The sequence below is a fragment of the Luteibacter rhizovicinus genome (assembly GCF_004342265.1).
GTDB lineage: Bacteria > Pseudomonadota > Gammaproteobacteria > Xanthomonadales > Rhodanobacteraceae > Luteibacter > Luteibacter rhizovicinus_B.
In genome coordinates, this window is record NZ_SMCS01000012.1 from 1 (window position 1) to 15,205 (window position 15,205).

At 63.7% G+C, this 15,205-nt stretch carries 15 protein-coding genes; 7 read left to right on the forward strand and 8 right to left on the reverse strand.

From position 1 onward, the window contains the following. Nucleotides 1-191: 191 nt before the first annotated feature. On the reverse strand, nt 192-1,397 hold the full coding sequence (locus EC912_RS18575) for a sterol desaturase family protein (RefSeq protein ID WP_132147352.1): 1,206 nt from the start codon (nt 1,395-1,397) through the stop codon (nt 192-194). 177 nt (nt 1,398-1,574) lie between these two features. On the opposite strand from EC912_RS18575, the gene tldD reads away from it, so the two are divergent. Next, entirely contained in the window at nt 1,575-3,014 is a 1,440-nt protein-coding gene (gene tldD, locus EC912_RS18580; RefSeq protein WP_132147355.1) for a metalloprotease TldD, read from the forward strand. Nucleotides 3,015-3,208: 194 nt separating this feature from the next. Here tldD and yjgA read toward each other — a convergent pair whose 3' ends face one another. Then, nucleotides 3,209-3,793, reverse strand: a complete 585-nt coding sequence (yjgA, locus tag EC912_RS18585; protein WP_132147358.1) for a ribosome biogenesis factor YjgA — start codon at nt 3,791-3,793, stop codon at nt 3,209-3,211. Then, the gene (locus EC912_RS18590; protein ID WP_132147361.1) at nt 3,790-4,053 is read right to left on the reverse strand and encodes a DUF1653 domain-containing protein; all 264 of its coding nucleotides are present in this window, start codon (nt 4,051-4,053) and stop codon (nt 3,790-3,792) included. The genes yjgA and EC912_RS18590 overlap by 4 nt, the downstream gene beginning before the upstream one ends. A gap of 110 nt (nt 4,054-4,163) precedes the next feature. Between EC912_RS18590 and pmbA the strand changes: the two genes are divergently transcribed. From pmbA to EC912_RS18610, 4 genes are all read left to right on the forward strand, one after another. Then, on the forward strand, nt 4,164-5,513 hold the full coding sequence (pmbA, locus tag EC912_RS18595) for a metalloprotease PmbA (protein ID WP_132147364.1): 1,350 nt from the start codon (nt 4,164-4,166) through the stop codon (nt 5,511-5,513). A 209-nt stretch (nt 5,514-5,722) separates the two neighbouring features. After that, on the forward strand, nt 5,723-6,118 hold the full coding sequence (locus tag EC912_RS18600) for a DUF4870 domain-containing protein (RefSeq protein WP_132147367.1): 396 nt from the start codon (nt 5,723-5,725) through the stop codon (nt 6,116-6,118). 152 nt (nt 6,119-6,270) lie between these two features. Next, entirely contained in the window at nt 6,271-7,584 is a 1,314-nt protein-coding gene (locus EC912_RS18605; protein ID WP_132147370.1) for a homocitrate synthase, read from the forward strand. A gap of 19 nt (nt 7,585-7,603) precedes the next feature. After that, on the forward strand, nt 7,604-8,539 hold the full coding sequence (locus EC912_RS18610) for a GGDEF domain-containing protein (protein ID WP_132147373.1): 936 nt from the start codon (nt 7,604-7,606) through the stop codon (nt 8,537-8,539). Between the two features lie 18 nt (nt 8,540-8,557). Here the strand turns inward: EC912_RS18610 and ispA are convergent, their stop codons facing one another. From ispA to EC912_RS18635, 5 genes are all read right to left on the reverse strand, one after another. Next, a complete protein-coding gene (gene ispA, locus EC912_RS18615) occupies nt 8,558-9,460 on the reverse strand; it encodes a (2E,6E)-farnesyl diphosphate synthase (protein WP_132147376.1) in 903 nt (300 codons plus the stop codon). After that, the gene (locus tag EC912_RS18620; RefSeq protein ID WP_132147379.1) at nt 9,441-9,701 is read right to left on the reverse strand and encodes an exodeoxyribonuclease VII small subunit; all 261 of its coding nucleotides are present in this window, start codon (nt 9,699-9,701) and stop codon (nt 9,441-9,443) included. The genes ispA and EC912_RS18620 overlap by 20 nt, the downstream gene beginning before the upstream one ends. 32 nt (nt 9,702-9,733) lie before the next feature. Continuing rightward, nucleotides 9,734-11,023: a tRNA lysidine(34) synthetase TilS gene (gene tilS, locus EC912_RS18625; RefSeq protein ID WP_132147382.1), complete on the reverse strand. Its 1,290-nt coding sequence runs from the start codon at nt 11,021-11,023 to the stop codon at nt 9,734-9,736. After that, nucleotides 11,020-11,763 (reverse strand): NYN domain-containing protein, encoded by a 744-nt coding sequence (locus EC912_RS18630; protein ID WP_132147385.1) that lies wholly within the window; start codon nt 11,761-11,763, stop codon nt 11,020-11,022. The genes tilS and EC912_RS18630 overlap by 4 nt, the downstream gene beginning before the upstream one ends. Before the next feature lie 265 nt (nt 11,764-12,028). Next, nucleotides 12,029-12,988: an acetyl-CoA carboxylase carboxyltransferase subunit alpha gene (locus EC912_RS18635; RefSeq protein WP_132147388.1), complete on the reverse strand. Its 960-nt coding sequence runs from the start codon at nt 12,986-12,988 to the stop codon at nt 12,029-12,031. A gap of 347 nt (nt 12,989-13,335) precedes the next feature. On the opposite strand from EC912_RS18635, the gene EC912_RS18640 reads away from it, so the two are divergent. Beyond that, entirely contained in the window at nt 13,336-13,989 is a 654-nt protein-coding gene (locus EC912_RS18640) for a hypothetical protein (protein ID WP_132147391.1), read from the forward strand. A gap of 695 nt (nt 13,990-14,684) precedes the next feature. Beyond that, on the forward strand, nt 14,685-15,203 hold the full coding sequence (locus tag EC912_RS18645; protein ID WP_132147394.1) for a hypothetical protein: 519 nt from the start codon (nt 14,685-14,687) through the stop codon (nt 15,201-15,203). The last annotated feature ends 2 nt before the right edge of the window (nt 15,204-15,205 follow it).

Consider the following 15,205-nt stretch of genomic DNA (forward strand, 5'->3'; position numbering starts at 1 on the left):
ACGATTGACCTTAATGAACCGGCGTAAGGTGTAACCCATGTCCTGGCACACCTGTTACCTATGTCCCGGCACGGAACACGTACGCCGGAATGACGTAGAGGGAATATGGATTCCCTCGAACTATCTGACCCTCACCGTCAATCCGGCGTACGCCGGAATCCGCGGCGATCCCGCATGGCGAGCGATACCGGTTACCCAACGTCCTTCTTCGCCCGCCGGAACGGAAACATCTGCTGCTTAACGAACCCGTCGGGCATGTAATCGCCCACGACGCCGTATTTCTCCGGAAACTTCTTCGTCGACTTCACCGCCGTACCGAACAGGTAATCGAGGAACGCGTAATGCGCGGCGTAGTTCTTGTCGATAGCCTCGTCATCCGACGCGTGATGCCAGTGGTGGAAGTCCGGCGTGACGACGATGTATTTCAGCGGTCCCCACGGCAGATGAACGTTGGCGTGATTGAAGACGGCCTGGAAGCCGACCACGAGGATGTACGCATTCATCACGCCTTCGCTGAAACCGAGGACGTACAGCGGCGCAAGTACGAGCACGCGGGTGACGATGAGTTCCAGCATGTGCTGGCGCGAACCGGCCAGCCAGTCCATCGTTTTCACGCTGTGATGCACGGAGTGGAATCGCCAGAAGAACGGTATCTCGTGATACGCGCGGTGCGTCCAGTACTGCGATAGATCCGCCACCAGAATGCACAACAGAAGCTGTGGCACGAAATGGATATTGCGCACGAACTGCTGGAAGTCGCTGTTCGTCAGCCAGCCGAAGGCGTGGTGGATAAGGAAGTTCACGACCAGCAGCGCGAGGCCCACGATGAAGTGGTTCACCGCGAAATGCTTCATGTCCGTCTGCCACTCGAAGCGGAAAATGGACTGCCCTTTGTACAAGGGGAACAGCTTCTCGATAACGACGAAGATCAGCGTCGATCCGAGCAGGTCGAGGATGAACCAGTCCAGGCCGATATACGGGGTATGGTCGGGGAAGGCGCCCACCGGTACGCGGGACCCGCCGCAGGCGACGGCAATCACGACGATGGCGAAAACGCCGATGTTGAGATTGCGCTGGCGATTCAGGATGACGTTGGCGAGCGACATGCCGCCGGAAATCAGCAGCGCGCCGAGCAATAGCTGGCGCAGCACGTCGACCGAATACTTCGCGCGAAGCTGCGGCGTCGTCAGGTATTCCGGGTAGTGGAAGGCGGCGACCGCAAGCAGTGCGAGGATAGCCAGCGATAGCGCGATGGCGGTGCTGACCATCGCCTTGCCGGGCTTCAGTTCGCCGCTGCGGCCGAGAAGGCCGCGGGTTTCCTCGACGACGGCGCCCGCGCGTGTCACGGGCGCGACAGCCACCCGCCTGGCGAAGTCCCGTTTCTTTCCCTTGCTCATGTTCCTTCCTTCCCCAGTGGTGATCGAGGCGCCCGAATAGGCCGGTGCCCGTGGCCGCATATTAGCGTCATGGCACCTCAAGGACGCATCGCGTTCGCCCACGGGGGCTCGCGGGGTTTAAGCTCATGGCCTTCGCCCCCAACTTGGGGACTTCCGGACTCAACTGGCTTTGTCTCGATGGATTCCCTGATTTCGCTCGCCGAACGCCGTCTTCTCACTCCGGGTGGCCTGGCCGCCAACGATCTCGACCGCGTATTTTCCCAGTTGATGGGCCCGTCGATCGATGCCGCGGATATCTATTTCCAGCATTCGCGAAGCGAATCGTGGGTGCTGGAAGAGGGCATCGTGAAGGAAGGCTCGCATTCGATCGAGCAGGGCGTGGGCGTGCGCGCCATGTCGGGCGAGAAGACCGGTTTTTCCTATTCCGACGATATCGTCCTGCCGCAGCTGCTCGAAGCGTCGCGCGCGGCCCGCGCTATCGCCCAGGGCGGAGCGGGTGCCGGCCAGCCGCTGGCGCTGCGTAGCGGCCGGGGCCTGTACCCGGCCATCGATCCGGTCGAAAGCCTGCCGAACGAAGACAAGGTGACGCTGCTGCGCGAGGTCGACGCCTATGCCCGCTCCCGGGACCCGCGCGTGAAGCAGGTCGTGGTGAGCCTTGCCGCGACCATGGACACGATCCTCATCGCGGCATCCGATGGCACGCTGGCTGCCGATGTGCGTCCGCTGGTGCGGCTGAACGTGCAGGTGATCGTCGAGCAGGGTGGCCGGCGCGAGCAGGGTCATTCGGGCGGCGGCGGCCGCTACGGTTACCGCGAACTGATCGAGAACGGTCGCGCGCAGGCCTTCGCGGCCGAAGCCGTGCGTCAGGCCCTGGTGAACCTGGAAGCCGTCGATGCCCCGGCCGGCAGCATGCCGGTCGTACTCGGTCCCGGCTGGCCGGGCGTGCTGCTGCATGAGGCCATCGGTCACGGTCTGGAAGGCGATTTCAATCGCAAGGGAAGCTCGGCATTCGCCGGCCGCATCGGCCAGCGCGTAGCGGCCGAAGGCGTGACCGTGGTCGACGACGGTACGCTACCGGGTCGTCGCGGTTCGCTGTCCATCGACGACGAGGGCACGCCCACCGAATGCACGACGCTGATCGAGAACGGCATCCTGAAGGGCTACATGCAGGACAAGCTCAACGCACGGCTGATGGGCACGAAGTCCACGGGTAACGGCCGTCGCGAGTCGTTCGCGCAGTTGCCCATGCCGCGTATGACCAATACTTACATGCTCGCGGGCGAGCGCGATCCGGAAGAGATCATCCGTTCGGTGAAGAAGGGCCTGTATGCCGTCAACTTCGGCGGTGGCCAGGTCGACATCACCAATGGCAAGTTCGTGTTCTCCGCCAGCGAGGCCTATCTGATCGAGGACGGCAAGATCACCCGTCCGGTGAAGGGCGCGACCCTGGTCGGCGCCGGTCCCGAAGTACTGACCCGCGTATCGATGATCGGCAACGATCTGAAGCTCGACGAAGGCGTGGGCGTGTGCGGCAAGGACGGGCAGAGCGTGCCCGTCGGCGTGGGGCAGCCGACGTTGCGCGTGGATGCCATGACGGTGGGCGGTACGGCGGCCTGATCGCCGGTCGGCAACAAGCGCTTTTGATCCCTGTGGGAGCGCGCCTGCGCGCGAAAGCCCACAGGGCGAGGAAGACGGATATTCAACTCCGCAAGCCCGGTCTTCGGGCTGCGGATGCCACCCGCGCCGTCACCGCTTCGTAGGTTTTCGCGCGCAGGCGCGCTCCCACAGCGATCAAGTGCGCGGGGCCGGGCTCATTCCTGGGCTTTGTCTTCCGGGTCGTGGGCTTCCACGTCCACGTCCCCGTCCGCGTCGTCCTGTCCCTTCGCTTCCAGATCCTTCAGGATCTGATACAGCTCGCGGAACGCGTGCGGCGGCTTCGCCTTTTCCTTTTCGATACGCGCCTGCCGTATCAGCGAACGCATGTGCTGGCGATCCAGCTCCGGGTGCTGGTCGAACAGTTCGCCGAGGGCGACGTCGCCGTCTTCCATCAGGCGCTCGCGCCGGGCCTCGATGCGGTGCATGAAGGCGGCGTCCTCGCGCTGACGCTGGCGGTCTTCGCCCAGCGCGGCGCGGGCGTCGGTGAACGCCTCGTCGCCATGCTTGCGCATCTGCTTGGCGAGGAAGGCGAGCTGTCGCTTGCGGGCGATGTGCGCGGTGATTTTCCGCGTGCGGGCGATTTCGTCGACGATGTCGTCCGGCAAATTCAGCTTGGGAATGCGGCTGGGCGGCAGCTCCATGAGCTGGCCGGCCAGCTTCAGGATGTCGAGCGCTTTGCGGCGATTTTCGCTGCGGCCGCGCCCGAGGTCTCGTCCTTCGTCGTACGTTTCGTTCGTCACAGCGTATTTCCAGTCAGTTCGTCGAAGCCGGGCGCGTCGTTTTCGTAGGTGAAGCGGGGGATGACCTTGCCGTCGATCTCGACGGTTTCGGCGAACATCCCCGCGGGACGTACCCAGAGTCCGTGGTCGCCGTAGAGGGCCTGGTAAACCACCAGCTCCTCCATGGTTTCGCTATGCCGGGCGGTGCCCAGCACGCGATACGGATTACCTTTGTAATGGCGGTAGAAGCCGCTGCGTACGGTCGTCAATGAAGGTTCCATGGCACCATGCGCGGCGCGGTTGCTTTTATTCGGGCCGCCAAGACCCCATTCTTGCGGTCGATGAGGCGTCGTAAGGACGCATTCTACCCGCCCCCCTTCAGGAAGCCCACGTGAGCGAAGTCGCAAGCATCGATACCAGTACGCAGGATCTCGACCGACTGGCCCAACTGGCCGAAGACGTGATCCGGCGCGCCCGCGCCGCCGGCGCGAGCCAGGCCGAGGTATCGGCAAGTATCGACGTCGGTCTGAACGTGAATGTGCGCCTGGGCGAGGTGGAAACCGTCGAACACACGCGCGACCGCGGATTCGGCCTCACGGTGTACTTCGGAAAGCGCAAGGGCTCGGCCAGTACCGCCGACCTGAACCCCGATTCGATCCAATCCACGTTGGAGCAGGCCTGTGCCATCGCCCGCTTTACCGAGGAAGACCCCGATTCCGGTCTGGCCGACGCGGCGCGCATGGCGACCTCCCAGCCCGACCTCGATCTTTGGCATCCCTGGAACATCGACGTGGCGGACGCCATCGTCCTCGGCCGGGAGATCGAGGACGCCGGTCGCGACCGCCCGGGCATCGACAATTCCGACGGCGCCAGCGTCAATGCCGGCCGCAGCATTTCCGTCTATGCCAACTCGCATGGCTTCGTCGGCCGGGAGCGCGGCACCCGCCATTCGCTGTCCGTCGCTCTGATCGCCGAAGACGAGCAGGGCATGCAGCGCGACTACTGGTACGACAGCGTCCGCAACGCGGGCGATTTCATGCAGGCCGCCGCGATCGGTCGCAAGGCGGCGGAACGCACCCTGTCGCGCCTGGGTTCGCGCCGCCTGTCTACCCGCCAGAGTCCGGTGCTGTTCGCGCCGGAGGTCGCCCGTTCGGTGCTCGGTCACCTGCTTGGCGCGGTCAGCGGCGGTTCGCTGTACCGGCGTTCCAGCTTCCTGCTCGACCATGTCGGCAAGCAGATCATGCCTTCGTGGATGCGGATCGAAGAAAAGCCGTTGCTTCGGCGCGGCCTCGGTTCCTCGTCGTTCGATGCCGAAGGTGTCGCTACGCGCGAGTCGCCGCTGATCGTCGATGGCGTACTCCAGCGCTACATCCTCGGCAGCTATTCGGCCCGCAAGCTTGGGCTGGAATCCACGGGCAACGCCGGCGGCGTGCACAACCTGGTCGTGCGGTCTGGCGAAGACGACTTCGCGGGGATGCTCCGCCGGATGGGAACGGGGCTGCTCGTGACCGAGGTAATGGGGCAGGGCGTGTCCATCATCACGGGCGACTACTCGCGCGGTGCGGCGGGTTTCTGGGTCGAAAACGGCGAAATCGCCTACCCCGTCGAGGAGATCACCATCGCCGCCAACCTGCGCGACATGTACGCGAACCTGGTGGCGGTCGGTGCCGACGTCGACCCCCGCTCGCACATCCTGACGGGCTCGCTCCTGGTCGAGAAAATGACCATCGCGGGCGAATAGATCGCGGCGACTGCCGGAGCCGGTTTTTCGCCGGGGGTAGTACAAGGGTGAAGGGCCGCCTCGGGCGGTCCGGGGGATTTTCCCTCTTCGTTGGCTTCTCGCCCGCGAAGCGGGTTCCCGCCAGGCCGGCCCCGTGTTGCGGATGTTCTTGACACGGCCCCTGCGACTCTCGAAAGTGTCTGCGAATCTATCAAGGGAGTCGCCGCACCATGAGTACGCCGTCAGACCAGATTCCACCGGCTCCACCCCCGTCCTACGACCCGCCGCCCGCGTCGGGCACGTCGACCGACGATCGCAATATCGCGATGCTGACCCATCTCTCGGGCATCATTTTCAGCATCATCGTTCCGCTGATCGTATGGCTGATCCATAAGGACCGCGCCGAAAAGGCTTACCTCGTCACCGAGGCGAAGGAAGCACTGAATTTCCAGATCACGGTCCTGATCGGTTACGTCATCTGCTGGGTTCTCACCTTTGTCGTCATCGGGGCCTTCCTGACACCGCTGCTATGGATCGCGAATCTTATTTTCTGCATCGTGGCCGCGATAAAAGTCAGTCAGACCGGAACCTACAAGTACCCGTTCGCCCTGCGACTGGTGGCCTGACCGTTTCATCGCTCCGACAAAAAGCCCGCCCTGGCGGGCTTTTTGCTATCTGCCTTTTGTGCAGGGATCGCGGTCAAGTCCGGTCCTACAGCTATGATGGCTCCTGCCGATAAGCAGGCAGACCGTTCGGTTCTGTTCCCAGGGGGGGAGTCATGACTACGACGCACATGCTGGACCAGGCGCGCGCCATTCTTGCCGTGGCGGACGCGAAGCTCGAAAAGTTGCGTAACGTCAGGCCCTACCTGATCGATCTGTCGCTGCGCGAGAATCCGGTGGGTTCCGCGATCGGGCAGACCCTGGCCGACAAGCTGGCCATCCTGCCGAAACTGCGTGAGTTCGGGTTTACGAATATCTCGCTCGGCACGCTCGATTACGCGATGCCCGACGAACTCGAAGTCGACGACGACTTCATGATGTACCTGCGCGACAACCATATCGACATGACCGGTTGCTTCGCATTCACGGCCATGGGCATCGCCGCGCCGGACGGCACGTTCACGCCGGATGCGTCGCAGCTGAAGCTCGCCGCCTATACCGTGCCCAATACGGTGCACGAAATTTATCTCAGCAAGCTCGGCATGCAAGGCAACTACGACCTGCCCACGCTTCGCCGCAGCCTGCCCGTCAGTGTCCAGTGGCTGCATGACAACATGCGCGGCGACAACGGCGGCAAGCCCCGCATCCTGATCAACATCGTGGACGGTTGCGACGCGTTTTCCGAATCGCTGGAAACGACCTGCGAAATCCTCGCGCTTCTCGCGACGTTGCCTATCGAAGGCATCACGATGGAAGACGATCGGGGTACCTATCTGCCATTCCAGGTCGGCGCTTACGTCGCCGTGGCGCGTAACTATCTGCCGCCGCCATTCAAGATTCTTGTCCACGTGCATTCGGGCGCCGGCTTCGAAAACGCCTCGGTGATGGAAGCGTTGCTCAACGGAGCGGATGGTGCATGGGGCGGTCTGCCGAAGCGGGCGGCGGTGATCGGTCACGCGTCCCTCGCCGAGTTGATCGCCAATCTCGTGCGCGTGGGTAATCCCTATATGCGCACCTACCGTCTGGACCAGTTGCTGCCGCTGGCGACGGGATTGCAGGAACTCGACGAAATGGCGCCGGTTCCCGACGACCTGCCCATCGTTGGCCACAACGCTTACCGGCTGTCGCTGAGCTTCTTCGCGCAGCGTGCCGATCGCTTCATGGATCTGCCTCCGGAAGCCATCGGCGGAACCTACGGTTATCGCGTCTGTCCGGTGATAAGCGATTCGCCCGTGTTGGCCGGCCGGCTGGCCGAAGTGACCGGCAAGCCCCCATCGATATTCGGTAGCGACGTGACGACCCAGATGATCCGCCTCATGCGTCGCGATCTGCGCGCGGGCGAGCGTATCGATTACGACGAGCCCACGGCACTCATGACGTTGTACGAGCGCGCATTGGCCAGTCTGCCGTTACCTGACGTTGCGGCCTGAAACCTGAGGGGACATCCGGATGAGCGAAGCGATCGGGTTCGAGATTGAAAACGATCTGGCCGTCTATAAGACGCTGCTGGAATCGACCCAGGCCATTCCCTGGAAGATCGACTGGGACTCGAAGAGCTTCTCCTACGTTGGACCGCAGCTGGAGAGCCTGCTCGGATGGGAGTGTTCGAGCTGGGTCAGCGTCCAGGACTGGGTCGATCGCATGCATCCGGAAGATCGTGCGTGGGCGGTGGATTATTGCATCGCGCAGTCGATCGCCGGCGTGGATCACGAAGCCGACTACCGGGCACTGACGAAGGGCGGCGACTACATCTGGATTCGCGATGTGGTGCATGTCGTACGCAAGCCGGATGGCACGGTCGATTCGCTGATCGGTTTCATGTTCGACATCAGCGAGCGGAAGCAGACGGAACACCGGTTGCTTGCGCTGCAGAAGGAACTGGAGGAAATGTCGTTCAAGGACGGACTGACCGGTGCTGCCAACCGCCGCCGCTTCGACCTCGTCCTCGATCGCGAATGGGCCGATGCCCGGCGCAGCCGCGAACCGATCTCGATGATCATGCTCGATATCGACTACTTCAAACAGTACAACGATCACTACGGCCACTTGCAGGGCGATGCCTGCCTGAAGCAGATCGCCGCGCTTCTGTCGGGCGCGGCGACCCGCCTGCGCGACTTTTACGCGCGCTTCGGTGGCGAAGAATTCGCGATGGTGCTTCCGGAAACCGACGAGGCGTCGGCGCATGCCGTCGCAAGCCGTTGCCGCGAGTTGATCGCCCGCGCGGCCATCGGCCACGGGGCGTCACCTTTGGGCAGTGTGCTTACCGTCAGTATTGGCGTCGCCACCGCGATACCGGGTCGCAACGACGAACACTTCGCGTTTCTCGATCTGGCGGACCGGCGTCTGTACGAGGCGAAACAGCAAGGTCGCGATCGCATCGTCTGATCGACGAGGCGGGGCCTGTCAATGCGCGCGCTGCGCCGCGTAGCGTGCCAGGTCGGCCAGCCATGCACCGCGTTCGCCCAGCGGTTCGATAGCGGTGAGCGCCGTGCCGATCAGTTCGTCCAGATGCGCGCGCGATGCATCCATACCGATGATCGACGGGAACGTGGGTTTGTCGGCTGCCGCATCCTTGCCGGCGGTCTTGCCGATCACGGACGCATCGCCTTCGACGTCGAGGATGTCGTCGCGGACCTGGAAGGCCAGGCCGACCGCATGGGCGTAACGGTCCAGCCCATCCAGCAGGGCGGTATCGTCGCAGCCGGCGGCCAGCGCGCCCATACGCACCGAAGCGCGGATCAGTGCTCCGGTTTTGTAAGTATGCATGCGCTCAAGTTCCGTCAGGGTGAGCGTCATGCCCACGGCGGAAAGATCGAACGCCTGGCCGCCAGCCATGCCTTCCGCGCCGCACGCGGCCCCAAGGACCCGGAGCATGGTCAGGCGAGATACGTCGGATGCATCGGGCACGGGCGTGGCCAGAATTTCGAAGGCCAGCGCCTGCAAGGCGTCGCCCGCGAGAATGGCCATGGCTTCGCCGAACACGATGTGGCAGGTCGGGCGACCGCGGCGCAGGGCGTCGTCGTCCATGGCTGGCAGGTCGTCGTGCACGAGCGAATAGGCATGGATAATTTCGACGGCGCAGGCCGGCGCGTCCAGCAGGGGCGCATCGCAGCCGAACGCGTGGGCCGCCGCGTAGACCAGCAAGGGGCGCAGCCGCTTGCCGCCGCCGAGCACGGCATAGCGCATGGCACGGTGCAGCTCGACGGGAGGTACGTCGTCGCCGGGAAGCGCGCGCGCAAGAGCCGAATCCGCCCGCGCGATAAGCGCCTTCAGCGGACCCGGAAGATCAGTCGTTGTGGGGCTCAAAGGGCGTGGCGCTTTCGGGAGCTTCAGGGTCTAGCAGCAGGCGAACGCGCAGTTCGGCCTGTTCCAGCGCGGTCTGGCAATGGCGATAAAGGCCGATGCCGCGCTCGAAGGACTGCAGGGATTCGTCGAGACTGAGTTCGCCGCCTTCCATGCGCGCCACGAGCTGTTCGAGTTCGTCGAGCGAATGTTCGAACTCGGCGATCGAGGACGTGGGAACGGCGGACGAGGAGGACTTCGACATGGGCGACAAACTAGCTCACGCAGGCTTTCTAATCAATCGTCGGACTGCCATGACGGACGTCCGCCCGACGCCGCGAACAGCGTTTCGCCCGCTTCCGAGGTCCACCGGTCGGCTATCGCGACCAGTGTTTGTCCGGCATAGATAAGCGGACAGCGCGGACGGAGCCACGGCGGCATGGCGCCTTGCTGGAACAGATCGCGCAGGTCGCGCGTGTGCCGGTCGCCGTCGGGCTTCAGGCGTTCGCCGCCGCGGCGCACGCGTACGGTCAGCGGCTGTGCGAGCGTGCCGGTCGTCAGACGCAGGGTGCCGCCGCCGGGCAGGGGTAGGGGCTCGCCCGACCAGGACGCTTCCCAGGAGGCGTCGACGGGGCGTTGGCGAGGCATCGCCCACAGCCGCGAACGCCACACCCGCACCTCGGTTCCTCCCCAAGCCACGCAGGGCAGGCGCTCGACGCCGGCTTCGCGAATCTGCCGTTCCAGGGCTTCGCGTTGCCCCGTGGTCGGCGCGGTAAGGCCTGCGTCGTGAAGCCAGTGGTCGAGCAGCGGAACGCGCAGTGCGGGATGCAGTTCCAGCCAGCCGATCGCATCGAGCGTGCCGTCGCGCGCGCGCAGGCGATCCAGTTCGCCAAGCCATTGCGTGCGCAGGAAGTCGGCCGCGTCGGCGCACAGGCCGGCGCTGTGGGTCAGGCTCGCGGCGGTCTGGGGCCAGTGGCGCGCCAGTGTGGGCACGATGCTGGCGCGCAGGAAGTTGCGTGCCATGCGCGGATCGTCGTTCGACGGGTCGTGGATGGTACGAAGTTCGTTGACGCCCGCGTAGTCCAGCAGGACGGCGCGAGGCAGGTCGAGCAGCGGCCGCCATAACGCGCCCGTGCCGAACGGTCGCAGCGAACGCATGCCCGCGAGTCCCTCGGGGCCCGCGCCGCGCAGCAGTTTCAGCAGCACCGTTTCGACCTGATCGTCGCGATGATGGGCAAGCGCGATGCGTTCTCCCGGGCGCATCGCGGTCGCGAACGCGCCATAGCGCGCGCGCCGGGCAGCCGATTCCACGCCTTCGCCGCGAGTCAGGTCGACCGATACGCGCACGCGTTCGAAGGGGACATCGATCGACGTGCAGAATCGCGAGCAGTGTGCGGCCCACGCCGCGCTGTCGGCTTGCAGCCCATGGTCGATGTGCAACGCGCGCAGCGGTGGCGCATCGGTCAGCGACGCCAGTGCGTGAAGCAGCGCGGAGGAGTCGGGACCGCCGCTGTACGCCACGAGCAGTGGCGCGGGCTCCATCGCCGTCAGGGCCGCGGCGAGATGATCGACGAGCGCGTGCGTCATTTCTTTCGCGCGCTTAGCCGCACGTAGATGTGCTTGCCGTTGCCGATCTGGCGCTCCTCGGTATCGAACACGCCGATGCCGTTGATGAGACCGCTGAGTTTGCTGTAGCCGTAGTTGCGTGGATCGAACTCGGGCGATTGCTTGTTGATGATGCTGCCCGTCGCGCCGAGGTGCGCCCAGCCGGTGTCGTCCGACGCGGCTTCGATGGCGTTGCGGAGCAGGTTCATCAGCTGCGTATCGCCACGCAGTTCCTTGGCGCTGCGCCGCTTCGGCGCTTCGGTCGTGTCGCCCTCGGTGGGGCGGGTCAGCACTTCGGTGTAGACGAATTTGTCGCAGGCCGTGCGGAAGGGTTCCGGCGTCTTGCTCTCGCCGAATCCGTACACGATGCGTCCGGACTCGCGGATGCGCGATGCCAGCCGCGTGAAGTCGCTGTCGCTGGATACGATGCAGAAGCCGTCGAAGCGTTCGGTGAACAGCAGATCCATCGCGTCGATGATCATCGCGGAGTCGGTCGCGTTCTTGCCCGAGGTATAGGCGAACTGCTGGATGGGCTGGATCGAATGTCGCAGCAACGCGGCCTTCCATCCCCCGAGCTGGGCACCGGTCCAGTCGCCGTAGATGCGTTTGACGTGCGCCGTACCGTACTTGGCGATTTCCGCCAGCAAACCTTCGACGATGGCAGGGCGTGCATTGTCGGCATCGATCAGGACGGCGAGCTTCTGCGTGGTCTCACTGGCCATGGGAGGACTTCCGCGCTTGGAGTGCGACCGATGTTACATCGGGTTTTGTGACGATCGGCGGTTGGTTGTGAAACGCACGAAGCTGCTAGGCGGGTCTCTTCCGTCGCTCCTGCGCAGGCAGGAGCCCAGCGCGATGCGATGGGTTGTCGCGACATGGTCCATTCGCGCTTCCAAGGCCAGATCGTGAGCGATGAGGTTATGTCGAACGTGGTCGCCCTGGGCCCCTGCCTGCGCAGGGGCGACGGTGGGGCTATCGTGCGCGCACTCAGCCTTCGGTAAACGCACCATACCCGCGCAGGCGCTCGTAGCGCTTCTGCAACAGCGTTTCGACCGGCAGCGTTTCCAGTTCGTCGAGCTGGTTCAGCAGTACGGCCTTCAGGCGGATCGCCATGGACTGGGGATTGCGATGCGCGCCGCCCAGCGGTTCGCGCACGATCTTGTCGATCAGGCCGTTCTCGAGCAGGCGCGGGGCGGTGAGACCCATGACCTCGGCGGCGTCCTTCGCCTTGTCGGCGCTCTTCCAGAGAATGGAAGCGCAACCTTCCGGCGTGATGACCGAATAGGTGGAGTACTGCAGCATCAGCGTGCGGTCGCCTACGCCGATGGCGAGCGCGCCGCCGGAGCCGCCTTCACCCGTGACGGTGCAGACGATAGGCACCTTGAGCTCCGCCATCTCCAGCAGGTTCCGCGCGATGGCTTCGGACTGGCCGCGTTCTTCCGCGTTGATGCCCGGCCATGCGCCGGCGGTGTCGATGAAGGTCAGCAGCGGAATGCGAAACCGCTCGGCGAGCTTCATCAGGCGCAGCGCCTTGCGGTAGCCCTCGGGGCGCGGCATGCCGAAGTTACGCTTGACCTTCGATTTCGTGTCGCGGCCCTTCTGGTGGCCGATGATCATGACGGAACGGCCGTTGATGCGACCGATGCCGCCCACGATGGCCTGATCGTCCGCGAACATGCGGTCGCCCTTCAGTTCGTGGAACTCCTCGCAGATCGCCTGGATGTAGTCGAGCGTGTACGGGCGGCCGGGGTGACGCGAAAGCTGGCTGACCTGCCATGGCGTGAGGTTGCGGAAGATCTCGTTGGTCTTGATCTTCAGCTTCTCGCGCAGCCGTCCCACCTCCTCGTCGATGTTGAACGCCTGTCCGGAACTGGCGTGACGAAGCTCTTCGATCTTCGCTTCCAGTTCTGCGATGGGTTGTTCGAAATCGAGGAAATTGGGGTTCATGGGCAACGGTGGTTCGGGAAGACCCGACAGTATACCGGGTGCCACGGAGTGCCGGTGTGCGCCAGGGTACGGTAGGGCTGGTCCGACATAAGTTATTGAACGCACTGCTTTCGGGGTGGCAGTGAACCGAACGGGCACGCCCTTGAGACACCAGCGATGGCGCCCTTGGTCGAATTGCAGGCGAACCCTGAAACTGCCGTGAGCTGAAACCTTGACGGCAGTAGGGGCCGCCCAATACCCGGCACCATTTTGCTGCAATGCAGCTACCCGGACGACGTCTCCGGGTTTGCAGGTCTTAATGCCGGCCCCACCGGCACCCCTCTATTTTTCAGTACGAGAAACTATCGATGAAGATCACATGGATGTCGGCGCGTACCACGCGCCTTGCGGCCGTGGCCGCCCTTTCACTCGCAGCTTCGAACGCAGTCATCGCACAGGTCGGGTTAAATGAAAACGTGCCGCCTTGTCCTTTCGAAGGAATCGATTCGCCGGGCTATCCCGCGCGCTGTGTCCTCACCCGTAATGGCGATTTCGAAACGGGTGCCTTCGCTCCCTGGATGGCGCAGGCCGGCCCAGGCAACCTCGATGCGCCATTCGCCGGCTCGTACGAGGGATCGAAGGTCGTCACTTTGAACGCGCGTGGCGACAGGATTTCGCAGGTCGTCATCCTGCCCGCCGGTACGAGTCATCCCGGTGGCCACCTGTCGACGTATTTCCAGCGCCTGTCCGCCCGGGCATCGGGTCCGGAGACGGCTCGACTGCGCATGACCGCGACGCTGATGGTGCAGGGCGAAGAGGCTACTCGCGTACCGCTCATCAACATCGAGTCGGATATCGGGAACAGTGGCTGGCAGGTGATGCAGGAGCGTGTACCAGGCAAGGGCATTCCGTACGAGCCGCTGATCATTCTTGTCGAGATCGAACGCATCGACAACGCCGTGTCCACGCGCCTTTTGATCGATGACGTTCGGCTGGATCAGGAGCGCCAGCCCATCCGCTGATCCGCGTAGATAGTTTTCCAACCCATTGCAGAGAATACCCAATGAAGAACTTATGCATGTCCGCGCGTCGCAGGTCCGCAGTCCGGCCAGCTCCGGCTGAGTGCTGTGCTTACCCATCCGGACAGGGAACGTCCCCTGTTCTCGCGGACCTACGACGTCAATCACGGCTGGGAACTCGCGACAGGACGCTTCGATGATGCCGTTTTCCCACAGCCCGCCACGCTGAAAATCACTATCGAACGCATGGATGGCAACGGGCAGTCGCTGCTCTATACGGATCGTTCGTCTCCCCGTCGGCGAGACCTGACCCTCGCGATTTGTTCGCAACGGGCGCATCCAGCGATGGGCAGTCATCGCCGGATGCGCCACTTTAATGAAGTATGTTTGTTCAAGCGACAGCGCTTGCTACTGTTGCGCGGGCGACCTCGGCAGAGGCGTAGGAGAGGCAGGCAGCGCACGTCAATCGTGCCGCCCGTAGCGCGTGGCGCTGATTCAATCCCCTTGCGCGTCGGTATACGGCGCGTCGTGCCGCCGATCGGCGTGCGCGTACCTGCTATCGAGGTGGTTTCATGAATCATCGCTCTTATCTTTGTGCTCTGACGCTTGGCGTCGTGTTCGCGGGCGCAACGCCTGCGTATGCGGCGGAACCCCTTCCGCCCTTGCTGGCCTGTCCACCGGTCGCATGGTCTTCCGATGTGGATTATCCGAAGCTTTGCGAGGTGCCTCTGACCAATGCCGGCTTCGATACCGGCGATCTCATGGGTTGGGAGCCCACCCCAACGTTCGACAGCGCCGGAAACGTCGTGCCGTCGCATCCGCGCGTATCGATGATGGATGGGCAGTCAGTACTGGAACTGCCCAGCACCAGCGACGGAGCGCGGCAACGCATCCCATTGCCCGATCTTTCGATGCAGGGAATGAACGACTCCGCTTTGATCCTCCGCTTTCGAATCCGCGCCACGAAGGAGGAATCGGACGCACTCAGCATCGGCGTCATACGTGACTATGAAGGTTCGGGAGGCATATATTTTCAGTACGACCTGGTCGATGCCGGGCCGCGGTGGAAGGAGGTCTATGTGCCTTTCAGCGCGCTGGATGCCGATGGCTACCGGCGCCTGACTCTCCAGATGATCAATAGCAGTGACGACACAAATCGCATTTATGTGGATGACATTGCTGTGATCCAGGAGACGGGGACCGTGCCGCTTATGTAATC